The 23392-nt window shown below is 52.4% G+C and carries 22 protein-coding genes; 13 read left to right on the forward strand and 9 right to left on the reverse strand.

Going from position 1 to position 23392, the window contains the following annotated elements; translation table 11 throughout:
• The first annotated feature begins 149 nt into the window (after positions 1-149).
• On the forward strand, positions 150-737 hold the full coding sequence (locus ACO0LI_RS05815) for a DUF2975 domain-containing protein (RefSeq protein WP_423031581.1): 588 nt from the start codon (positions 150-152) through the stop codon (positions 735-737).
• A 7-nt stretch (positions 738-744) separates the two neighbouring features.
• The gene (locus tag ACO0LI_RS05820; RefSeq protein WP_422976446.1) at positions 745-978 is read left to right on the forward strand and encodes a helix-turn-helix domain-containing protein; all 234 of its coding nucleotides are present in this window, start codon (positions 745-747) and stop codon (positions 976-978) included.
• Between the two features lies 1 nt (position 979).
• Here the strand turns inward: ACO0LI_RS05820 and ACO0LI_RS05825 are convergent, their stop codons facing one another.
• Positions 980-2197 carry a citrate synthase family protein gene (locus ACO0LI_RS05825; protein ID WP_423031583.1) on the reverse strand — a complete coding sequence of 406 codons (1218 nt, stop codon included), beginning with the start codon at positions 2195-2197 and terminating at the stop codon, positions 980-982.
• Between the two features lie 119 nt (positions 2198-2316).
• Here ACO0LI_RS05825 and ACO0LI_RS05830 point away from each other — a divergent pair, with 119 nt between their 5' ends.
• Entirely contained in the window at positions 2317-3711 is a 1395-nt protein-coding gene (locus tag ACO0LI_RS05830; RefSeq protein WP_423031585.1) for a CoA transferase, read from the forward strand.
• A 7-nt stretch (positions 3712-3718) separates the two neighbouring features.
• Here the strand turns inward: ACO0LI_RS05830 and ACO0LI_RS05835 are convergent, their stop codons facing one another.
• The 4 genes from ACO0LI_RS05835 to ACO0LI_RS05850 form a co-directional block, all read right to left on the reverse strand.
• Positions 3719-4456 (reverse strand): alpha/beta fold hydrolase, encoded by a 738-nt coding sequence (locus ACO0LI_RS05835; RefSeq protein ID WP_423031587.1) that lies wholly within the window; start codon positions 4454-4456, stop codon positions 3719-3721.
• 20 nt (positions 4457-4476) lie between these two features.
• A complete protein-coding gene (locus tag ACO0LI_RS05840) occupies positions 4477-4779 on the reverse strand; it encodes a hypothetical protein (protein WP_422950124.1) in 303 nt (100 codons plus the stop codon).
• A gap of 89 nt (positions 4780-4868) precedes the next feature.
• A complete protein-coding gene (locus ACO0LI_RS05845) occupies positions 4869-6077 on the reverse strand; it encodes an MFS transporter (RefSeq protein WP_423031589.1) in 1209 nt (402 codons plus the stop codon).
• A gap of 20 nt (positions 6078-6097) precedes the next feature.
• Positions 6098-6742 (reverse strand): NAD(P)-dependent oxidoreductase, encoded by a 645-nt coding sequence (locus ACO0LI_RS05850; protein ID WP_423031591.1) that lies wholly within the window; start codon positions 6740-6742, stop codon positions 6098-6100.
• A gap of 132 nt (positions 6743-6874) precedes the next feature.
• Between ACO0LI_RS05850 and ACO0LI_RS05855 the strand changes: the two genes are divergently transcribed.
• A complete protein-coding gene (locus tag ACO0LI_RS05855) occupies positions 6875-7756 on the forward strand; it encodes a LysR family transcriptional regulator (protein WP_423031593.1) in 882 nt (293 codons plus the stop codon).
• A 20-nt stretch (positions 7757-7776) separates the two neighbouring features.
• Here the strand turns inward: ACO0LI_RS05855 and ACO0LI_RS05860 are convergent, their stop codons facing one another.
• Positions 7777-8454: a DUF1045 domain-containing protein gene (locus ACO0LI_RS05860; protein WP_423031595.1), complete on the reverse strand. Its 678-nt coding sequence runs from the start codon at positions 8452-8454 to the stop codon at positions 7777-7779.
• 18 nt (positions 8455-8472) lie between these two features.
• Entirely contained in the window at positions 8473-9357 is an 885-nt protein-coding gene (locus tag ACO0LI_RS05865; protein ID WP_422950129.1) for an amino acid ABC transporter substrate-binding protein, read from the reverse strand.
• Positions 9358-9637: 280 nt separating this feature from the next.
• Here ACO0LI_RS05865 and ACO0LI_RS05870 point away from each other — a divergent pair, with 280 nt between their 5' ends.
• Positions 9638-10810, forward strand: a complete 1173-nt coding sequence (locus ACO0LI_RS05870) for an alpha-D-ribose 1-methylphosphonate 5-triphosphate diphosphatase (protein ID WP_423031597.1) — start codon at positions 9638-9640, stop codon at positions 10808-10810.
• A gap of 2 nt (positions 10811-10812) precedes the next feature.
• Here ACO0LI_RS05870 and ACO0LI_RS05875 read toward each other — a convergent pair whose 3' ends face one another.
• The gene (locus ACO0LI_RS05875) at positions 10813-11646 is read right to left on the reverse strand and encodes an SIR2 family NAD-dependent protein deacylase (protein ID WP_423031599.1); all 834 of its coding nucleotides are present in this window, start codon (positions 11644-11646) and stop codon (positions 10813-10815) included.
• Between the two features lie 183 nt (positions 11647-11829).
• On the opposite strand from ACO0LI_RS05875, the gene ACO0LI_RS05880 reads away from it, so the two are divergent.
• From ACO0LI_RS05880 to ACO0LI_RS05910, 7 genes are all read left to right on the forward strand, one after another.
• Complete coding sequence (locus ACO0LI_RS05880; RefSeq protein WP_423031601.1) at positions 11830-13038, forward strand: ABC transporter substrate-binding protein; 1209 nt, start codon at positions 11830-11832, stop codon at positions 13036-13038.
• A gap of 331 nt (positions 13039-13369) precedes the next feature.
• Positions 13370-13609: an acyl carrier protein gene (locus ACO0LI_RS05885; protein ID WP_422950133.1), complete on the forward strand. Its 240-nt coding sequence runs from the start codon at positions 13370-13372 to the stop codon at positions 13607-13609.
• A gap of 1 nt (position 13610) precedes the next feature.
• Entirely contained in the window at positions 13611-14780 is a 1170-nt protein-coding gene (locus ACO0LI_RS05890) for an acyl-CoA dehydrogenase family protein (protein ID WP_423031603.1), read from the forward strand.
• A gap of 13 nt (positions 14781-14793) precedes the next feature.
• On the forward strand, positions 14794-15705 hold the full coding sequence (locus ACO0LI_RS05895) for an amino acid--[acyl-carrier-protein] ligase (RefSeq protein ID WP_423031605.1): 912 nt from the start codon (positions 14794-14796) through the stop codon (positions 15703-15705).
• 7 nt (positions 15706-15712) lie between these two features.
• A complete protein-coding gene (locus ACO0LI_RS05900; RefSeq protein ID WP_423031607.1) occupies positions 15713-16699 on the forward strand; it encodes a DUF1839 family protein in 987 nt (328 codons plus the stop codon).
• Between the two features lie 8 nt (positions 16700-16707).
• Positions 16708-19257 (forward strand): glycosyl hydrolase 2 galactose-binding domain-containing protein, encoded by a 2550-nt coding sequence (locus ACO0LI_RS05905; RefSeq protein WP_423031609.1) that lies wholly within the window; start codon positions 16708-16710, stop codon positions 19255-19257.
• 10 nt (positions 19258-19267) lie between these two features.
• Positions 19268-21214 carry a serine aminopeptidase domain-containing protein gene (locus tag ACO0LI_RS05910; protein ID WP_423031611.1) on the forward strand — a complete coding sequence of 649 codons (1947 nt, stop codon included), beginning with the start codon at positions 19268-19270 and terminating at the stop codon, positions 21212-21214.
• On the opposite strand, the gene ACO0LI_RS05915 is transcribed toward ACO0LI_RS05910, so the two are convergent.
• Positions 21183-22466, reverse strand: a complete 1284-nt coding sequence (locus ACO0LI_RS05915) for a lipopolysaccharide biosynthesis protein (protein ID WP_423031613.1) — start codon at positions 22464-22466, stop codon at positions 21183-21185. The two genes, ACO0LI_RS05910 and ACO0LI_RS05915, sit on opposite strands and share 32 nt — an antisense overlap.
• A 154-nt stretch (positions 22467-22620) precedes the next feature.
• Here ACO0LI_RS05915 and queC point away from each other — a divergent pair, with 154 nt between their 5' ends.
• A complete protein-coding gene (gene queC, locus ACO0LI_RS05920; RefSeq protein ID WP_423031615.1) occupies positions 22621-23343 on the forward strand; it encodes a 7-cyano-7-deazaguanine synthase QueC in 723 nt (240 codons plus the stop codon).
• The last annotated feature ends 49 nt before the right edge of the window (positions 23344-23392 follow it).

The following is a 23392-nucleotide window of genomic DNA, read 5'->3' on the forward strand; positions in this document are numbered from 1 at the left end:
GGCTGCTTTATGCAGCCCTTTTTCTTTTGTCTCTGATTCTTGTAATTTATTATATTTCGGCATTTATTTATCGATAAACGATAAATAAATATTGCATTTCGAAATTTATAACGTAAAATTCACATCATCAATTCAATCGGGAGTTCAAAATGCAAGTTCAGAAACATGCCAGGATTAGCAATATTCGCAAGTTGAGCAGATATTTTTTCTTTCTTACACTACTCGCTATGGCCATCGTCGCGGCTGCTGGTGCTGCACTCATCATCAAGATTGTGATGGCGCAGTCTGGTGATACGACAGTGTCTGCTTATTTCGCGCAGGCTGCGGTGGTTGGTAACATAATCGTCCCTCTGTTAATGGACGGCTTAAGTGCTAAATTAAAAGTGCTGGGCATACTTGGCACCATTCTTTTTTTTGGCATGATAGAAATGCTACTCATGCATATCAAGCAGTTACTCACTTGTTTTTATCAGGGAGAAATTTTTAACAGGAAGGCAGTTTTTCATGCAAAAAGAGCCTTCAATATTAACTTTGCATTTGTTGCCAGCGTGTTTCTGGTGAAATTGTTTTCAACTGTTGTGAGTTATTTTTATCCATGGCAAGGGGCAACAGCTCATTTTGGCCCTTTGTTCGCGCACACATTCGATCAAATTATCTGGTTGTGTGCTTGCCTGTTGCTGCTGTGGTCGCTGGAAATTGGGGTAGACCTCAATGAAGAAGCTGAACTGACCATCTGAGGACGCGATGCCTATTACTGTTAATCTGGATGTCGTTCTCGCCCAGCGCAAGATGCGTTTGAATACCCTGGCTGAACTCGTCGATATCACACCACAAAACCTGTCCGTATTAAAGACTGGCAAAGCCAAGGCGATACGCTTTGATACTCTGGAAAAAATCTGTGAAGTGCTGGCATGCCAGCCTGGCGATATCCTGGCGTATACGCCAGATGAGCCCAATCTACCTGCTACAGAAACCTGATCTATACGGCACCAGTGTCAGGAAACTTGCCAACATACCTGGCACGCGGGCGTATCAGTTGACCGGTTTCTATTTGTTCCATTGCGTGGGCTATCCATCCTGCTGTGCGGCCCAGTGCAAACAGGATTTGCGCTGTACCTGGCGGTAACTGGCAGGCAATTTCAACAGCGACCAGACCAAAGTCTATATTCAGTTTTTGCCCTGTCAGGTCTTCTGCCAAATCTGCCAAGGCAAACAAGGCTGCATGCTTATTCCTGTCCAGCATGTTCATCAGTAGCGCACCGCGTGGGTCGCCATCAGGGTAAAGCGGATGAGCAAAACCCGGTAGTCTGGGTGAGAAATGCTGATGCGCATCATGCTTATGCAGATGTTTTGACAAGAAGCTGCTTATGTCATTTGGTGGTGTCGCCAGTGCGGCACGCAACATGCGGCTGACGCGCAGGCTTTCACCACCGTGTTTGGGGCCTGAGAGTGCAGCCAGTCCTGCCACTAATGCCATGCCCATGTTCGCGCCTGCCGAGGCAACGCAACGCACGGTAAACGTCGATACATTCAATTCATGGTCTGCACTGACAACCAGGGCTGCGCGTACCAGTTCTGTTTGTTCCTCATTCAACCGCCATGCTGCTGCAAGCTTTTGATGAAAGGCCTGATGGTCAGGTGCGACACCCAATAGCGCTGCTGCGGTCAGGTGCATCCATAGCATGGCTGTTTGATGGGCATCAATGTCGGGTATTTCCTCTACTGTTTTAGTCAGCAGAGGCAAGATGCTGATGGCTCTTTCGTAGGGTGGAAGATGCGACGTCAAATCCAATAGTTTTGGCCATAGCGTCATTACATCAGTCAGCAAGAATTCAGGAAGATAAGGACTTGTGTCGCTACACCATAAAATCAACGCAACCTGTTCCAGCGTATGTGTGCCCGCAAGTTCAGTGACGGCATGCCCCCGGTAATACAGCTTGCCATTTGTTACCTGAGTAATCCGGGATTCCAGTACTGGCACTCCCCAGTCTATCGCTGATTCGGCAGCGCCACCTGCGCGCTTGCTATCATTGGTACGTGCCAGCAGACGCAATACTTCTTCCTTAACGTAACGTTTCGCTCTTTGCCCCTGGGATTGGTGCGATTGCAGCAAGCCGCGGCTGACATAGGAATACAAGGTCGGCAGGCTGATGCCGAGTAACTCGGCGGCTTGTCTGGCAGTGAGAGTGTTATCCACGATTAATTTATATTGATAGGCAGAATCAAGATTGACCATGTCCACACACAGATCCTAGACTGCTTGCATGGACGGTTTATCGCATTGTGCGCTAATTTGATTTTATTGGGGAGAGCATCATGTCGGCAGCAGCATTATTGGCATCCTTGTGGGAAATGGGCGGTGGTGAGCCAGAGGTTTTGCAGCAAGTAACATTCTGTGGTGATGGCGCGCAATTACCATCGACATTCCCAGTCGGTGATATGTCCGCTGCCAGCATAGCCTTGCAAGCCCTGATGGCTGCGCAACTATGGCAGGCACGTGGCAGTACTGCGCAAAAAATCACGATAGACAGAAGGCACGCCCTGGCCATGTTCAAGAGCGACCGCTATCTCAGCATCAATGGCAAACCTGCTGATGACCCATGGAGCAAGATAGCCGGTTATTACCAGGCCGGAGATGGTCGCTGGATACAATTGCACACCAACTTCCCGCATCATCGTGATGGTGTGCTGGCAATCCTGCAATGTACCGAAGACCGCGCCGCAGTCGCCAAAGCCATTACAGACTGGAAAGCGGCTGAGCTGGAGCAGGTGCTCGATGATGCAGACATGTGTGCCGCCATGATACGTACAGAGAAGGAGTGGCAGGCACATCCACAGGCGCAGGCCATCGCTGAATTGCCATTGTTTGAAGTCAGGAAAATAGCTGATGGCCCCGTCGTACCTATTGGTCAGCAAGGCGGGCAGCGCCCTCTGAGTGGTGTGCGTGTGCTGGACTTGTCGAGAGTGATTGCCGCTCCCGTAGGTGCGCGTACACTGGCACAACATGGTGCTGATGTATTGACAATCAGTGCCGCACATCTGCCGAATATCATGCCGCTGGTGCTCGATACTGGCCGTGGCAAGCGTTCAGCACAACTGGATTTGCGAAACGCTGAAGCGCGGCAAAAATTACATGAACTGATACGCGGTGCGGATGTCTTCATGCAGGCTTACCGTCCCGGCGCTATCGCTGGTCTTGGTTATTCTGCGGAAGAATTATGCGCATTGAATCCGGGCCTGATACACGTCAGCCTGTCGGCGTATGGTCATGTCGGCCCTTGGGCAAACCGTCGTGGTTTTGACAGCCTGGTGCAATCTGCCAGCGGCATTGCCGATGCGGAAGGGCGGGCGGCAGGCAATGCAGCGCCAGGCAAGCTACCCTTTCAGGCACTTGATCATGCAACAGGTTATTTGCTGGCTTATGCAACCATGCTGGCCCTGCAAAAACGTGCTGTTGAAGGCGGTAGCTGGAAAGTCAGGGTATCGCTGGCGCAAACTGGCCGATGGCTGCAAGCCATGCCCAGACGTGGTTTGCATGAAGATGCTGCAGAATTGCGGCCAGAAGAAATCACCGCTTTCTTGCAGACATCGAGTTCAGGTTTTGGCGAAATGCAGGCGATTGCGCCAGTAGAAAAAATGAGCCTGACACCCGCGCATTTTGCATTACCTGCGCCTACACTTGGGCAACATGCGCCAGTCTGGCTGCCATAATTGAGACTCAAATTGCATGCTGCTGCAGCCAGCCATGCAATGTGGTGATGAGTTCTGGTGCTTTTTCCAATGGCGACATGTGACCGCAATCTTCAATGATATGCAGTGTGGAATGAGGCAATCCGTTTGCCAGTTTTTCTGATTCCGCAAGACTGCGCATTTGGTCATTCCTGCTGGCGACGACCAGCGCAGGGCAAGTAATTTCAGGCAGTTCATGATGACCATCTGCACGAGCTATGGACAGTTGCTGTAAAAAGACCTGCTTGCCGAGCGCCAGTGACATGGCCTGCAAATGCGCCAGCATGACAGTTTCATCCTGACGCTGAGGATGCAGGACGCGGCGCAGGGCTGTCATGGTCTGGCCCTTGTAGGGATAGTGTTCGAGCAGTTTGATTTGCTGACGGTTTTTATTGTCTTCATCTGCTGTGCTGGCGCGGGCTGAGGTGTTCAGCAAGACCAGGCCATTTATTGCTTTGCCTTGCTGAAGCGCCAACCATGTCAGACGGCGCGCTACATAGCCACCCAGAGAAAAACCGATAATGATGGCCTTGTCAGGCAATACCGGGAGCAGGCGTGTCGCCATATCCTCTATGCTGTTTCCCTCATTCAAATCGGCGAAATGCACTTGTCCCAGTTGCTCAAACCCGGGCAACATAAACTTCCATAAACTAGCATCACACATGAAGCCGGGGATGAGCAGGAACTGGCGTGCTGGTCTGGTATCAGCGAGTGTGGATTCTGGCATGCGGTTTAATGATGGATGAATTATTTCTTTTTAATGTTTTGCAAAAGATTGCTGACTTGCTGGCTCACCGGTATGTCATGCTGGCGCAGTAACTGTACATGCAAGACCAGATTTTCCAGCACCAGCTTTGCTGCGACTGCCAGCAAGGTGACCTGCCTGTCTTCATTGCTGAAATTTTCCATCGCATCGGCCATGTCGCACAGATGTTGGGCGGTGATGGCGCGCAGCTCATCTTCTTCAAAAGGCAGGTCAGCAAAATCTATCGGGTCTTCCTGCTCCACTTCCTTCATCAGTTCTTGCAGTTGCTCTGGTGTGATGGACATGTGCACTCTCCTTGAAAATAGCGAGCCGGACTTTATTCCATTTCTCTGTTCTCATTGTAGACTGCTTTTGGGCGCGCTGGATACCGGGCCTATTTTTTGATCGAAAGCCCAAAGACCGCCAGTCCACCCACAGCCAGCAAGGCACCCAGCCAGCCGGTGGAGGTCCAGCCATATCCCATCGTGATGACTACGCCACCCAGCCAGGCACCGAGTGCATTGGCGACATTGAAAGCAGAGTGATTCAGGGCAGCGGCCAGAGTCTGTGCATCACCTGCCACATCCATGAGGCGTATCTGCAAGGCAGGTCCGATAGCGACCAGGGTACCTAACAAGAATACCCAGATGATGGCTGATATTGTGTAGCTCATCGCGAAAGAAACACCACCTAAAACCACAGCATTCCACAGCAGCAGTACAGCGATGGAACGCAGCAGATTTTTGTCTGCCAGACGTGCTCCCAGCATACTGCCCACCACCATACCTACACCAAACAGTGACAGTATCAAAGGGATGACGCCAGCAGACAGTTTCGTTACTTCCGTAAGTATCGGCTTGATATAGCTGAACACGGCAAACATGCCACCAAATCCGACTGCACCTATGCCCAGTGTCAACCAGACTTGCTTATTGGCCAGTGCACCCAGTTCACTTCTGGGATTCGCGTTTTTTATTGCGGGTGCATTCGGTACGACGAAATACACCGCCACGCTGCTGATTACCGCCAGCGAGGCGACAAAAACATAAGCAGTCTGCCACCCCCATGTCTGCCCCAGCCAGGTTGCTACAGGTACGCCAAGCAGGGTAGAACTGGTCAGGCCCAGGATCACCAGCCCGACTGCAGTTGCGCGTTTGTGTGGTGCTACCATATTGGCGGCGACCAGCGTGGCGACACCAAAGTAAGCACCGTGCGGCAGGCCAGCTATGAAGCGCACGATATTCAGCGAGAGGAAATCGGTAGTCAGCGTCCCTGCAAAATTTCCCGCTGCGAACAGCAATATGAGGGCGATCAGCAAAGTCCTGCGCGGCCAGCTGGCTGTCAGCACGGCAAACATGGGTGCACCGATGACCACACCAAAGGCATAGGCACTGACGACATGGCCAGCCTCTGGTATGGATACTGCCAGGTCTTTGGCTACTTCCGGCAGCAAGCCCATCATGGCGAATTCACCTGTGCCTATCGCGAATGCACCGAGACCGAGCGCAGTGACTGCATATAAAAATTTGCGCTGAGTATTGTCAGCAACTTTGGCACTCACGGATGCTGGTGTAGTCGACATTGCGTTGGGTGTGGTGGGCATGATAGGCAATCAGAAGAAAATTAATTGGCGACAGTGAAACGCTTCTGAATATGCTTGGGCGTTTCCAGTTCATCCACGATAGCGACAGCCAGGTCTTGTACAGAAATGCCTGCATGTGCATCGGCAACACCAGGCAGCAGATTGTCTGTACCTACCCGATATTGGCCGCTACGCTCGCCAAGTGCCAGGCCTATCGGTGGCGACAGGAAGCTCCATTCCATTGAATCTTCTTTTTTGATAAGGTTCAGGGCTTCCCTGGCTGCCAGTGCGCCTTGTTTGTATTCCGCAGGGAATTCAGGCACATCCACCAGTTGCACGCCAGGTGCGACGAACAGGCTGCCTGCGCCACCAACTACCAGCAAACGTTTGACACCTGCCTGTTTGATGCCAGTAAAGATGGCTTGTGTACCCTGCAGGAACAGATCGTGGATTTGCGCTTCACCCCAGCCAGGGTTGTAGGCGCTGACCACGGCATCTTGCCCCGCTACCGCCTGTGCGACCTGTGCTGCATCGAGTACATCCGCCTTTACCACGCTGAGACCGGCTTGCGCTGCTACCTTGGACGGGGTACGTGCCAGCAGTGTGACTGCATGACCACGGCTCAGCAATTCTGCCAAAACGGGTGTGCCTACAAAACCGGTGCCGCCAATTAATGCGATTTTCATTTGAAACTCCTTTGTGTGTATGCTTAGTTTGTGATGCATAGTTTGAATACTTAATAATTTCTTGAATAGATAGGAAAAATCACTAACACTGTGAAGCTGAGCTAATAAATAAATGATTTATCTGGAGTGGAGATGGAACAGTACAAACGCATGGCCCTGTTTGCCGAAGTGGTGACCGCAGGTTCGCTGACCAGTGCCGCTCGCAAACTGGGCATGACGCCGTCTGCAGTCAGCCAGCATTTGCGGGCGCTGGAGTCTGACCTCGGTTTGTCGCTATTACATCGTTCAACCCGCAAACTGACGTTGACAGAAGCAGGTGCACGCTACTTTGAGGGTTGCGCCGCCATGGTGGCGGCTGCCCGTTCTGCCGAACAGGCGCTGGCCCGCCACAGGGATGAGCCGCAGGGAGAATTGCGTATCGCCGCACCGATAGGCTTTGGTGGCATGCTGGCGCAAGCGCTGGCACCGCTGCAAAAATATCCGAAGCTGAGTTTGTGCCTGCTGGTCGATGATGCGGTGGTCGATCTGATTGATGAACGTATAGACATCGCACTGCGGGTAGGCAATCTGCCTGATTCCAGTCTGGTGGCGCGCAAGCTGGGCAGTATGTCTGCCCAGTTATGCGCAGCGCCTGCTTATCTGAATGAACATGGCTGGCCACAGCATCCTCAGGACCTGGAGCAACATGTCTGGCTCGGTGGCGCATCTATCCGTCATTTGCAATTGTCCGGGCCAGACAAGGCCAACATTGAAATGAAGCTGCCAGTCAGAATCAGGGCTACCCAGGTCACGGCCCTGCATGCACTATGCCTTGCTGGTTGGGGGATCAGCATTGCAGTCAGTGAAGATGACCACCAGGCTTTGGCGAATGGCAATCTGGTAGCGGTGTTGCCGGACTGGAAATTGCCTGACCTGGTGATGCATGCGATTACGCCGCGTCGTGATGAGCAGCCGGCCAAGGTGAGACATGCTTTGGCTTTATTGGCAGATCATGTCGCCAATTATGCCGCCTGAAGAATTTAGGAGTGTCTGATTCAGCTAAACGAAAAGCGCTCCAGCAACTCAAAGTCTGCGCCTGCCCTATGTTCGATAAACAAGGCAATGCTATTCATGATCAATGGTTCAGACAAAGTGAAATACCGGACTGCTGCATCATGCAGGCTGTCTGCAACTGCTCCCGCATCCAGTCTGTCAGTCAGCGTCATATGAAAGCGGAATTCTTCTGCAGTGTATGGATAACCCCATTCCAGTAGTAATTCGTTTTGACGGGGACTTAAGGGTATTCTCTGGCGGCGCGCCAATTCAGCCTCGCTCATCGGCGCACGAAAATGATCGAAGTGGCGCACGCAGGCAAAGGCAAAATCGTTCAGCGCAGTCTGGTCACCACTAGCTCGCAAGGCCAGGAATTTACCCATCCATTGCACCTGTGGCGCATTTATCTGGATGATGCTTTGTTGTGCGCAAAATTCTTGCAGGACGCGGCGCAAGTCAGCCTCGGTCAGGCTGTCAGCAAGCTGGAAAGGTGCTTTCAGCGTCGCATGAAAACCATAGCGACGTGCGTCGCTGCTCAGTTGTCGCTGCAAGTGTGCATCCAGGCCGGCAATAGTGGGTTGGGCTAGTAACTGGCCGCTGGCTGCATCGCGCCCCAGCCAGTTACTGCCTTGCTGCCACCATCTTGCTTCAGGGGCAAAATACAGGGCATATCTTGTCATGCCTATGTTTACCTTAGATCAGTCAGCAACCTGATCCGTAGGGAAGCGCAGAGAATCCCTGAGCAAGAAGCCCATGGACATATTCATGTTGATGTTCTTCGGTGGTATCGGTTTGGTGAACCATTTTTCGTAGATGCGGTAGATTTCATTGTCATGGATGAGCCTCAGCATTTCGCTATCAACGATCTTCTTGAAGCCCGGGTCATCCTTGCGCATCATGATGGAATAGGGCTCGATAGACAGAGGGTCGCCAACGATGGCGAAAGATGCCGGTGCCTTCGATTCAGCGCGCAGGCTGTACAGCAAGACATCATCCATAGGGAAGGCGTCTGCCTTGCCTTCTTCGACCATCTTGAAAGAATCCTGGTCGCTATTACCTTCTACCAGTTTGATGTTCAGTGAGCTGGTGTCGTTCCTGTCATTGAGCAATTTGACGGTGGTGGTGCTCTTGGTCGTGACTACAGTGCGGTTACGCAATTGCGGCCAGTTCTTGATGCCGCTATCGGCTTTCACCAGAGCGCGCACGCTGGAAAAGAAATGTGGGATGGTGAACGCGACTTTCTTGCGTCGCTCTGCATTATTGGTGGTGCTGCCGCACTCCAGGTCTATCTTGTCTTCCAGCAGGGCGCTGAAACGTGTCGTTGAATCTACAGAGTAAAACTGTATTTTCATTGCTGGCATCTTGAGTTCTTTTTTGATGGCTTCTGCCACCTTCAGACACAGATCTACCGAATAACCGAGAGGTTGCTTGTTTTCATCCGTGTATGAAAATGGTGCAGTTTCACGAATACCTATCACCAGGGTCTGGGTTTTGCGTATTTTGCCTATCGTATCGCCTGCTTGTGCCAGCAGGGGCAGGGCCAGGCACATCATGGCGGTCATGCCACCAATTGCTTTTCGCATCATATTTTCCACCCGTTATTATGTGATCAACATCGAGAGTTTACGCATCTTGCAAATCGACTGTAACAGTCATGGTACAAGACAAAGTATGAAATTGAGGCGCATCAGCTAAACAAGATTTAGTAAAAAAGGTAAAATTATATTGCTTAAATGTGATGATTCAGCTAACAAGATGTTTTCTTGATATGGATTGCTGAGCCACCCGTGATGATGTCTGGCCTTGCTGGCTCATGGGCAAAATCATGCTAAGGTGACGACATACTGACAGCACATTATCACCATGAATTTTTCAACTGATTCCAGTTCCCTTTCCACCGCAATGTTAACAATACGCAACGCGCGCATCGTCACTGCTGATCGCATGTTTAGTGGTTCCATGCTCTTTAGCCATGGCAAGATCAGTGAACTGGCTGATGGTGTAGCTGGTCTGGCAGGTGAAGACTGGCAGGGGGATTATCTGTTGCCCGGCCTGGTCGAAGTACATACCGACAATATGGAAAAGCACCTGATGCCACGTCCCAAGGTGCACTGGCCTGTGATGCCCGCGATACTCGCGCATGATGCACAAATTGCAGCCTCAGGCATTACTACCGTGCTCGATGCGATAGCGGTAGGTGATATCGACCCTGACAGTGTGCGCATGCAAACCCTGAAACCCTGTGTAGAAGGCTTGCGGCTTGCGCAGCAGGCGGGTTTATTGCGTGCCGAACATTTCCTGCATATGCGTCTCGAATTGGCAGAACCGGATCTGTTGCACCTGTTTTCCCCCTTCCTGCAGGATGACATGCTCAAACTGGTATCGCTGATGGACCATACACCCGGTCAGCGTCAATGGACAGACCTCGCGCATTACCGTACGTATGTCACTGGCAAGCGCGGCTGGAGTGAACAGAAAGTCGATAAGATGCTGGGCATATTGCTGGAGCGCCAGCAACGGCATGTGGCTGAAAACCGCCAGCTTGTCATACAACGATGCCAGCAGCATGCACACCCCATCCCGCTGGCTTCACATGATGATACGACCGCAGAACATGTGCATGAAGGCGTGGCTGACGGTGTCAGTATTTCAGAATTCCCGACCAGCCTGCTGGCGGCGCAAATGGCGCGGCAGCAAGGCCTGGCCATCGTCATGGGCGCACCCAACCGCGTCCGCGGTGGTTCGCATTCAGGCAATGTCTCGGCGGCTGAGCTGGCCAGGCATGATTTGCTCGATATCCTGTCTTCCGACTATGTGCCTGCCAGTTTGCTGCAGGCCGCCTTCATGTTGCAGGAAGATGGCTATGATTTACCCAAGGCAATTGCCACTGTCAGCCGTGCCCCTGCGCGGGCACTGGGCTTGCATGACAGGGGCGAGATCGCAGTAGGCCTGAAGGCAGATTTTATCCGCGTGCGCATGCTGGATAACTTGCCTGTTGTCATCGCTGCATGGCGTGACGGCAGACAGATCGCCTGAGTTTATTGCTGCAGCACCGCCTGTATCGCACTGAGTGCTTCCAGCGCACCCATGGCCAGACCTACATCCTGGGCATACTGCACTTGCGGTTCGCGCAGATTGATGCGCAGCAGGCGGCAGCCAAAATGGGCTTGCATGCGCTGGCTGAAATTGCGCACGCTGGGCACAGCCGTGCCTGCCCCGATTTCTATGACCAGAGGACGTTTGACCTTGCTCAACCAGTTTGATTGCCGCTCTGCCTGTTGCTGCTGCCTTTGTGAATTCCAGTCGGCATCGTCAAACATCAGGATGTTCGGCCTGGCCATGCCGCCACAATGCGGGCAGACCGGTGCAGTATTTATAAGTTGGCAATTGACTTCATCGACTTCTGGCATAAACTGATCTGCTTGCCAGATGCTGTCACGGCAAGGTAGCAAGCATTGCAGATAATGGATAGAGCCATGGCATTCATGGATCAGCGCGGTTTCCATGCCCGCTTGCTGGAAATGCCCATCTACATTGCTGGTATACACGCATAGTCCATGGGGTTTGCTGGCTCCCCATTGCCTGAGCAAGTCAAAACCCGCATGGGGACGGATCTGGCGGTAGAGCGCCAGCCTGTGCCCATAAAACCCCCAGGCTTGCAGGGGGCGGCGGCGAAAAGCTGCCGGGTTGGCGATTTCATAGAAGGGGATGGCTTCCTGACCCAGCGCCGGATAGGCCTTCCAGAAGCCTTCGCTGCCACGAAAATCGGGCAGGCCGGAATCGACACCCATGCCTGCACCAGCCGCAATCACCAGGCTGTCTGCCTGGGTGATGAGCTCTGCTGCCTGATGTATCAGATGGGCTGGATGCATGATGAATTTTGGGGAAAGGTACTTCAATAGACGAATAAGCCAAGCCTGCCTGCGTAATGTGCCATTTCTCTTAATTTCAGGCAAGTCTGTCTGAAAATTGTAAGCAAGCATGAAAATCTGATACTTAACAGGCCAAGTTGATGCAAACTGTTGCAAACAGACAATTATTTTGGAGACTCAGGTATGCGTATTCTTTCTGCACTCATTGCCGGACTTTTTCTGACACTGGCCTTGCCAGCGACTTCTCAAGCTGAAGAAGCACCGATACGCATAGGCATCATAGGCCCGTTTACCGGCAAGTCTTCTACCGATATGGGCGAAAGCATACGTGGTGGTGCCAGGGTATTCCTGCAGGACATCAACCAGATAGGTGGTGTCATGGGGCGGCGCATAGAACTGGTCGAGCGTGATGATCAGGCCAAGCCTGAAATCGGTGCCGCCATGGCAAAAGAACTGATAGACAAGGAAAAAGTCGTTGCTGTAGTCGGCTATGCCAATACCGGTGTCGTGCTGCAGGCGGCCAAGGTTTTCCAGGAAAGTAAAAAGCCGCTCATCATCAGCGCCGCCACCGGTGCTGCCGTGACCAAGCAATTCATGCCACCAGCCATCCCTGACAGTTATATATTCCGTCTCGCCGGTAGTGATAATCTGCAGCCATCAGTGATACTGGCAGACGTCATCGACAAGCGCAAGCTCACCCAAATCGCCATCCTGCATGATGACAGTCCTTACGGCAGCTTTGGCAAGGAAAACCTGCTGGCTGAATTGCAGAATCGTAAAATCACACCCGTCGCGGTCGAGAGTTTCAAGGTCGGTGACCAGGACATGAGCGCGCAACTGGCCAAGGCCAAGCAGGCTGGTGCGCAAGTGGTCATGCTGTACTGTCTGAGTTCTGAGGCTGCCATGGTTGCCAATGGCATGAGCAAGATCAAGTTCAACGTGCCGCTGACAGGTTCCTGGACACTGTCTCAGCGTAGCTTTGTTGAACTCGCTGGTAATAATGCCGAGGGTGCGCGCATGCCGGTGACCTTCATAGAAAATGACGCCAGCAGTCGCAGTAATGAATTCGTCCTCAACTACTTCCGTATAAATAATGTTAAATCCATCCCGTCTGCTGTATCAGCCGCACAGACTTATGATGCCCTGAGAATGCTGACGCTGGCACTGATGCAGGCAAATTCTACGGATGGTGACAAGATCAAGATGGCACTCGAAGACATGAAGTACGACACTACTTCCACCGTCATCTCGCGCTATAAAAAACCCTTCTCGAAAAACGACCATGAAGCAGTCGCCAGGAACATGCTTTTCATAGGAGAAATCAGGCGTGGCAAGGTCTCGTATGCATACAAGGAAGATGCGAATAACAGCCTGATCCTGCGTACCAAATAAGCCGTTTTTTCTGCAGTTTTATTGTATAGGCCGACTTCAGGTTTGCTTTGTCCGTCCCCCTGCAGACGCAGGTGGGGCGGATAATTTTCAGTGCAGAGTTTTATGTATTTTCTCTTTCTTCTTGGCAAGTAAAACGTAACCAAATTTAACTTCGGTTGTATAGGCATTCGGCTATCCTGTTAACTTTAAGGCATGCCCCTGTTGTCTCATTGCGACCATGGATTAGAATGTTTTCCTTCAGTTCTTTTCCTGTGACAGGTGTGCCATTCAAGTACGTTTGTGAATTAATTCCGAAAAAATTTGTTCGCTAAAAAAGATAAGAAAGGTCACTATGAGCAAAGAACAGATACGTCAGGTATTAAAAGAGCATGGCAAATTTTCTGCCGATATCGATAGCCTGGCAGATGATGCAGACCTGTATGAAGCGGGCATGACTTCTCATGCCAGTGTCAATGTCATGCTGGCGCTGGAAGATGCTTTTGATCTCGAATTCCCCGACCGCATGCTCAAACGCAGCGTGTTTGAAAGCATCAATGCCATCGATGCAGCGATACAAGAATTGACGGCATGATATGGATACCCCGGCCACTCCCATGATATTGGCGGCCAGGCTGGTCGCCAAAGAATTTGCCGCCCCTCATGCTCATGCTGTAGATCAGGACGCGCGCTTTCCCATCGAAGCCGTGACTGCACTCAAGAGTGAGAAATTGCTGAGTGCCTACGTGCCTGTAGAGCTTGGTGGTGCGGGTGTTGGCCTGACAGAACTGGTGCAGATCGTTGAAACCCTGGCGCGCGAATGCGCAGCCACGGCGATGATCTATGCCATGCACCAGATACAGGTCATCAGCATAGTCAGACATGCGCTGGATAATCCCTGGTACCAGAATTATTTACGTGAACTGGTTGCCCATCAATATCTGATCGCCTCGGTGACATCTGAGGTTGGCGTGGGTGGAGAAATGCGTCGCAGTCATTGTGCGGTGGAGGTGGATGGCCAGCGCTTCAAGCTGGTCAAGGATGCGACCACGATTTCTTACGGTGCCCAGGCAGATGATTTACTGGTGACGGCAAGACGCAATCCTGATGCTGCGCATAGCGATCAATCATTGATACTGGTACGCAAGGCTGACTACACGCTGGAGCAAAAAGGTGGCTGGGACACCATGGGCATGCGCGGCACCTGTAGCCCGCCCTTCCTCATGAGCTCTGTCGGTGATATAGCCCAGATTATCGATGTCCCCTTTGGTGACATGTCAGCACAAACCGTGGTGCCAGTATCGCATTTGCTGTGGGGTGGTTGCTGGATGGGTTGTGCAGCAGCAGCCGTCAATAAAGCCAGGGCCTTTGTACGTGGCCAGGCCCGTGCCAATCCCGGTACTGTGCCGCCGACAGCTTTGCGTCTGGCTGAGCTGGTCAGCATGATGCAAAGCCTGCGCACTTCAGTACAAGCCTGCCTGACCGAGTATGAAACCTTGGCTGTGGCAGATGATGCGGCGGTTGGTGTGCTGACTTCCATGGGCTATTCACTGAAGATGAATAACCTGAAGATAGATGCCACTCAAGCACTGCCCAACATAGTCACCAAGGCTTTGTCCATCTGCGGCATCCTTGGCTACAAGAACGATAGTAAATTCAGCATGAGCCGCCATCTGCGCGATGCCCATTCAGCCGCCATCATGGTCGGCAATGACCGCATCCTGGCGACCAATGCCAATTTGCTGCTGGTGCTTAAAGACGACTAGGAAAGGTTATTTCATGTCTATTGATTTTTCTCCTGAAGGCCTGACCGATGATCTGGTTGCAGCCGGGCATATCATCCCCGTAGGTGTACAAGGCATTTTTGGCCGCGGCCCGGTGTTTGAAGATGTGCTGCGTCGCTTTGATGATTATGTCAGCCGCGTGGCTGCCAATGACGGCGCAGTCAAGATGTCTTTCCCGCCTTGCCTGGACCGCAAGGTGCTGGAGCGTAGTGAATATCTGGATTCTTTCCCGCAACTGGCGGGTACCATCTTCAGCTTTACCGGTAATGAAGCCCAGCACAAAGAGCTGATGGAAAACGTCCATGAAGGCCGCCCCTGGACGCATCTGCAAACCATGACCGCAGTGTGTTTGACGCCTGCTGCGTGCTACCCTGTGTACCCAAGTTTTACAGGTACCGTTCCTGCCGAGGGGCGCCTGGTGGATATGCAAAACTGGGTGTTCAGGAATGAGCCTTCACCAGAGCCTACCCGCATGCAGTCTTTCCGCGTGCGTGAATTTGTCCGTGTCGGCACGCCTGACATGGTAGTGGCCTGGCGCGATATCTGGTTGCAGCGCGGCCTGGATATTTTAAAATCCCTGGGTTTGCCTGCGCATTCAGATGTCGCTTCTGATCCTTTCTTTGGTCGTGGTGGCCGTATGCTGGCGGCCAACCAGCGTGAACAGCAATTGAAGTTTGAAGTATTGGTGCCTGTGATCTCTGAAGCCAAACCAACGGCGGTATGTTCCTTCAATTATCACCAGGATCATTTCGGCAAGCTGTTTGAGATTTACCAGCAGAATGGTGAACTGGCTCACACTGCCTGCCTCGGTTTTGGTCTGGAACGTATCGTCATGGCCTTGTTCAAGACGCATGGCATGCAGCCAGAGAACTGGCCCCAGACTGCCCGCGACATATTGTGGTCATGACCTGCTCATGAGTCTTCACGCTTTAGCTTCGATTAACGCCAGTGACTACCAGCCTCATGCCCTGCATGGTGCTGACCGTGCCTGGGCAGAAACCAATTGCTATATTGATGTCTGGATAGAAGTCTTGCATGCGCAGGGACTAAACCCTCTGGCATGTTTGGCGATGGTGTTTGCCAATGATTTTGATGGTGATCAGTGGACGTTTTACAAACCACCGCATGAAGACTTGTTTGCCCTGTATGGCATAGATGTGCAGGAACTTAATGTCTGGCGCGGCTTGCTCAGCAATGCTACGGTACAGCTGGGCCGTGGCCGCCTGGTGCTGACAGAGACAGATTCGTTTTACCTGCCAGACACGGCAGGTACGGACTACCGCACGAATCACGTCAAGACCACCATAGCGATACAGGAAATTGACCTCGGGCAGCACAAGCTCGGTTACTTCCACAACAGCAGCTACCATGAATTACAAGGCGAAGATTTTGTAGAAACCTTCAGGATAGGCAAGCAGCATGATGCGACATTCATGCCTTTGTTTGCCGAGTTTGTACGCCTTGATCAGGTACACAAAAAAACAGACGCAGAACTGGCTGCAATTTCTTTGCCACTCCTGCGCAAATACCTGGCCAGACGCCCGCGCAATAACCCTGTCAGCCTGTTCCTGCCGGTATTTGTTCGCGATGTAGAACAATTGAAAGAAGAGGGCATGGCAGCATACCATGCCTACGCTTTTGCCTGCCTGCGGCAACTCGGTGCAGGCTTTAGCCTGGGTGCACATTATTTGCGCTGGTTGCAACAACACCAGCCTTTGCAATTCGAGGCAGCAGCCACGGAATTTGATGCCATCTCCGAAGTCACCAAGACCTTATTGTTGAAAACCGCCAGAGCCGTCATGGGTAAAAAAGCCGTTGATCTGGCACCCCTGGTAGAACAACTGGCGATGCATTGGCAGCAGGGCATGGCCGCGTTGGATAGCAGCCTGGCTGCCGGATGAACGCATACATGACAGAAAAAATACTCATTCCGATTTCTGCTGGCTGGCATGCTGTACAAGTTGCTGTTGGTACTCCAGTGTCGCCATCCACATTGCCTGCGCAAATACTGGATAAAATACCGGCGCAGGTGCCAGGTACTATTGCCAGCGCACTGCGTGCTGCAGGGCAGTTTGAATACGGCAAAGACAATTTCGATGAAGCCGATGTCTGGTATTTCTGTGATCTGGATTTGCCTGAGAATGCTGCCTTCCTTCATTTTGAAGGCCTGGCTACCCATGCTGAAGTTTACTGGAATGATGATCTTCTTTTGCGCAGCGAGAATATGTTCATCGCCCACAGCCTTGATCTGGCTGCGCTTGCCATCAGTGGCAAAGGTCGTTTGAGCCTGCGTTTCCTGGCCATGAATACCCAACTGGCACAACGCCGCCCGCGCCCACGCTGGAAAACCCGGCTGGTCGAACAACAGCAACTGCGCTGGATGCGTACCAGCCTGCTGGGACGCATGCCGGGCTGGTCACCACCGGTTGCGCCAGTCGGACCATACCGGCCCATCCTGCTGGAATTGCAAAGTCCCGTACGCATCACAAATAAAAATATCAGCAGCAGTATTGATGGTGTTGGTGCTGTGCTGGATATTGAATTGACCGTGCAGAGCCAGCAGGCAGTATCGGCTTGTGCCATCAACATTGGTGAACACGAATTTATCCTGGACTGTGAACAACTGGATAAAAATCTGTACCGCATTTATGGTCAATGCAAGATAGATGAAGTCAAAAAATGGTGGCCGCATACGCATGGTGATGCGGCAATATACACATTGGAGCTGCATGTTTCCTGCGCGACGCAAAAGCAGATTTTTGATCTTGGTCACACCGGCTTTCGCCAGATCAGGGTTGATCAGCGCGACGGCGACTTCAATCTGCATGTGAATGATGTTTCCCTATTTTGTCGTGGCGCCTGCTGGACACCGGTAGATATCATCTCCCTGCAAAATGAGAGCACTGATTTGCGCCACATGCTGACACTTGCGCGCGATGCAGGCATGAATATGCTGCGTGTGGTCGGCACCATGGTGTATGAGACCACAGCATTTTATAAACTGTGTGATGAGCTCGGCATCCTGGTCTGGCAAGACTGCATGTTTGCGAATATGGATTACCCGGTCAGTGATGAGGCTTTTGCAGCAAGTATCACAACAGAAGTGCAGCAATTCCTGCAGCGTACGCAGAGTTCTCCGTGCATTGCCATTGTTTGCGGCAATAGCGAAGTGGAACAACAGGCAGCCATGCTGGGTCAGCCTGCAGAACTCTGGCGCAATGCATTTTTTGCAGAGACCCTGCCTGCGCTGTGTGAGCAATACAGACCCGATGTGCAATACTGGCCTTCCAGCCCCAGCGGTGGTGTCATGCCTTTCCAGCTTGATACTGGCGTTGCTCATTACTTTGGTGTTGGTGCTTATCTGCGGCCGCTTGACGATGCACGCCGCAGTGCAGTGCGCTTTACCTCGGAATGTCTGGGTTTCTCGAATATGCCCGACGACGATCTGATCGACGGCATGCTCAACAATGGCGAAACACCAGGCCCGCATCCTGCATGGAAGCAAGGTATTCCACGTGACAATGGCACAGGCTGGGATTTTGAAGACGTGCGCGATCACTATATGGCAGAGCTGTATAAGGTAAATCCAGCCAGCCTGCGCTATGCTGAACGTGAACGCTATCTGTCACTGGCACGTACTACGACCGGTGAAGTCATGGCGAACACCATCGCTGAATGGCGTCGCAGTGGTTCGACCTGTCATGGCGCCTTGGTCTGGTTTTGGCGAGACCTGCGGCCAGGCGCAGGTTGGGGTGTTATTGATGCGCATGGCAAACCCAAGGCGGCCTATTATTATCTGAAGCGTGCCATGGCATCGCTGACCGTGCTCATTACTGATGAAGGTTTGAATGGACTCTGCTTGCACATCATCAATGACGGGCCGCAGGCATTCGAGGGTGAGCTGGAGCTGAATCTTTACCGGCAGTCAGAAAGCCGCGTGGCCCATGGCCGTATTGCCGTGCAGGTGGAGGCACATAGTGCAATCAAAGTACAGGACTATGCGCTGTTGCCGCATTTTGTCGATACCAGTTATGCCTATCGCTTCGGGCCTGCAGGGCATGATGTGGTGGAGGCTGTTTTATATGATAGCGAGCAGATCATTGCCAATGACTTCCATTTCCCGCAGGGTCATCAATTCGCAGTGCAGGCCGATGTGGGTTTGCGTGCACATTGTAGTTTGGATGCGGATGGTAATCATGTTCTGCATCTGAGTACGCAAAAACTGGCGCAGGCAGTGTGTATACAAATTCCTGGCATGCTCCCTGAAGATAATTATTTTCATATGGCACCTGGCAGCAGCAGGCAAGTGAGCCTGTCTGCCATTCACGGCAAGTCTGTCAAAGCCGGGCAGGTGCAGGCACAGAATGCGCTGACGGGCGTCAGGGTGGTTTTGGAAAATAGTGCGGCTAGTACAGCAACTACTGTAGTAACTACCGTAGCAACTACCGTAGCAAATTAGCGGGGCAGATTTGGCAACACAACAGTATCCCAGCAAAGACATTTTATATACGCCACAAGCCTTTTGGTTTGGTGATGCCGCTACCCCCATGCTGGGCTGGTACCATCCTGCCCGCATACGCGATGCCGGTGGCAGCCGCCGTTGTGGTGTGGTGCTTTGCCCGCCTTTCGGGCATGAGTATATGGTGTCTTACCTGGCGTACAAGCACCTGGCCACGCATCTGGCAAAAGCCGGTTTTGATGTCTGTTTTTTTGATTATAACAATACCGGTGATGCTGCTGATGTTGCTGATGTTGCTGATGCCGGGGGTGAGCGCATAGCGCTGTGGCAAAACAATATACGCCAGGCTGCTACCCAATTGCGCCAGATGGCGGGTGTAGAACATATTGCCCTGTTTGGTTTGCGCCTGGGCGGCTTGCTGGCAGCGACTGTCGCAGCCAGTATCGATGCCAAGGCCCTCATGTTGATGGCACCGGTCATCTCGGGTCGTGCCTATGCGCGTGAAATGCTGGTCTTGCGCAGCATGAGCTCGCTGCAAAAAGACGTGGAAACCGAGCAAACCATAGACCCCAATCATGTGGTTACGGATGACGAGCTGACCGGTTATGAATTCAGCGCAGCCACCCGCAGCAGCCTGGGTAAGCTGGATTTGAGCAAGCTACCAGCGCCAGCCATGCCAGTCTTTTTGCAGCAACGTGATGATATTACAGGCCAGGAGGCCAAGCTGGTACAGGCCTGGCACCATCATGACCATGCCCTGCAATTGTCAGAATTGCCGGGCTATGCTGCGATGATGCGTGAAGACGCGCATGATACCGAAGTGCCACATGCTATCTGGCAAGAGATGCAAACCTGGCTGGCGCGCTACTTTCCCCTGCACGAAGTCGGCAGCAGGGATGCCCCCGCGTCCAATGATATCGCCAGCCTGCGCATAGCCAATACCATCGTCGAAGAAGAACTGGTCGAGTTTGAAGGCATGACCGGCATAGTCAGCCACCAGACCGGCGCAGATGCGTTTGCCTTGCCCGCCGTGATTCTGTGTAATATCGGTGCCAATCACCGGGTCGGCAATCACCGCCTGTATGTCACGCTCGCGCGTAGTCTGGCCAGCCAGGGCTTTTATGTCCTGCGTTTTGACAAGTCGGGTATAGGCTACAGCAGGACTACGCCGGACGATCAGGAAAATGACGTCCATGCCGCATCCAGTGTTGATGATCTCAGTAGCGCCATGTATTTCATGCAGGGCAAATACCATAGTCCGTCTTTTGTACTGACAGGTTTATGCTCCGGTGCTTATATGGCGTATCTGAGCGGGCTCAGGGATGAGCGCGTCAGTGGCCTGGTGCTCATGAACCAGTTGACCTATCGCTGGCGTGCGGGCGACACCATAGAAGCACGCAAGAAAGCCACCATCAAATCCACCCATTATTATGTGCATGCCCTGGCCAGGGGCGATACCTGGAAACGCGTACTCAAAGGGCAGGTGGATTTTCGTCAGATCACCGGCAATTTATTACGTCGCATAGGCAAGCGTTTGCACACGCAATGGCAATCATTGGGCACCCGTCTGATGCACAGCAATCTCTTTCTTGGCCAGGTGGCGCGTAATTTCAAGAATCTCGAAGCCAGGGGTACAGAGTTGCTGTTGATTTATGAAGCCAGTGATACGGCAGTGGATGTCATGACTGAACAATTTGGCAGGCATGCAAGATTGCTGGGGCAGAGCGAGCGTATCTCCCTGAAGTTTTTCAAAGGGGCTGACCATACCTTTACGCCACGTTGGTCACAACTGGCCCTGGTCGATTTCATCGGCAGGCATTTGCTGCATCGTTACAGTTATCGCCAGCATGATGGCATGACAGCCATCGTCACATCTGTAGCACCGCAGCAGCGTTTTGATACGATTGCCAGTTCAGACCACCAGGCTAAGCCTGTTTCTGCAGACGTGGCAGAATAAAACGCCAGACCACGATCAGTTCAAATATTTCGACCACGATCAGGGCAACAATTGCACCTTGCGCCCCCATGCGCGGGATACTGAAGGCGGTGATCAGTAACACCATGCTGAGTGTCACGCTGCCGAGAAAAAACATTTGCTTGTAAGCGCCACCACTGGATAACCAGGAGGTACCCACCCAGCGCGCCGCATTGATGGCGAAATACGCGCCCCACATCATGACCAAAGGATCAAGCCCGCTGTACTTGGCGCTGATGACATGGGTTTCCAGCCAGGGCAAGGCGGTCAGGAGCAGGGCAACATAGGCCAGTACCACCAGTTCTATCCCGGCGATGGAGAACAGGGTCAGGCGCTTCAAGCCATGCCAGTCTTTTTCTGCCATCAGACGGCTGGCTTCCGGCCTGGCTACCCGGGACCAGGCTGCCACCGCCAGCGGTATGGGCATCAGCATCAGGCGTGAGGCATTCAGGTCGGCAATTGCCGCCACCCCCAGCCAGGCACCGGACAGATACACATAACTGTAATTCGACAACCAGCCGACGATGACGCCAGACACCGCCCAACGCCCATGGCCTGAGATGGTTTCCTGATGGTCATTGATGGCCTGGCGGATTTCTTCTTCTGCATGGGCTTCGACATCAGTAGAGGTATGTGCCAGGAAGTGCTGGCGGCTGGCCAGCGTGCACAGGAAGGACGAGCCAGCCAGCAGCACAAACACCGTGACCAGGTCAAAATGCTTGCTGAAATACAGTGACGCCAGGCCTATGCCGACCAGGCCCACATATAAAATATCTTGCCGTAATACAGAAATAATATCGGACTGGATAAAGCCCACAGTACGGCCATATTCACGTATGCCATTGCCAACCAGGTAAGTGGCAAATACTACGCCCAGCAGCCAGCTTTTGTTGCTGTAATGGGTTGCCGCCGGGACGAACTCCACAATCACGAAAGCCAGCGAACCCATCGCCAGGGTCCAGAACACCTGTTTATACCAGTAGTGACGCAACAGGGATTTACGGGTGTCACCGTGGACTGATGGCGCAACCGTGGTCAGCGGGCCAGCTATCCAGGAATCAACAATCAGGCCGACCAGCAAACCACCGGCGTACAATTGCCCATACAGGCCGTAGTCGTCCTTGGCCACCAGATTCATGAGCAAAATGCCAATAACGAAATTCAGGGCGCTGAGCATGCCCTGGTCGATGACCGATAAGATGGAAGAAGAAAGAAATTTTTTATAAAAACTCATGAGCTTGCACGAGAGAGTCCTGGCTTATGATGCGGGATTGCAGTGCGTGGGCTGACCTCAGCATATTTTGCATCAGAAACATAACATCAAGACTGGCTGATAGACAAAGTATTTCATTCTTTTACAATAGCTTTACCTTTATTTTTCGTTATTTATGAATAATTTAACCACTAAAGACCGGGCGCTGGTGTTGTTCAGTGGCGGCCAGGATTCTGCCACCTGCCTCGCCTGGGCACTTTCCCGCTATGCCCACGTTGAGACTATTGGCTTTGACTATGGTCAGCGCCATGCCATAGAACTCAGTGTCAGGCCGGTGCTGATAGAAAAAATGCGCCAGTTTTCACCGGAATGGCAAAGTCGCCTCGGTGAAGATCACATGATAGACCTGGGCCTGATTTCCCAGCTTTCGCATACAGCGATGACAGAAGACATCGCCATAGAAATGCAGGAAAATGGCTTGCCGAATACCTTTGTCCCTGGCCGCAACCTGATGTTCATGATGACTGCAGCCACACTGGCTTATCGCCGTAGTCTGAATGTGCTGGTCGGTGGCATGTGTGAAACCGATTTTTCCGGCTACCCGGATTGCCGCGATGACACCATGAAAGCCCTGCAAGTGGCATTGAACCTTGGCATGAATACACGCCTGAAGCTGGAAACCCCGCTTATGTGGATCAACAAGGCCCAGACCTGGCAACTGGCGGAACAACTCGGTGGCAATGCTTTGGTTGATCTGATACGCGAAGACACGCACACCTGTTACCTGGGGCAGCGTGGCGACATGCACCCATGGGGCCATGGTTGTGGTACTTGCCCGGCTTGTGCCTTGCGCGCCCGTGGTTATGAATTTTATCGCAGCGGTAACTTTGATTTGTAATGTCAGCTTGTAAGCTTGCCGCTAACTTGCCGGACTAGAATAAGCGCAC

It is taken from the genome of Undibacterium sp. Tian12W, assembly GCF_049339405.1.
GTDB lineage: Bacteria > Pseudomonadota > Gammaproteobacteria > Burkholderiales > Burkholderiaceae_D > Undibacterium.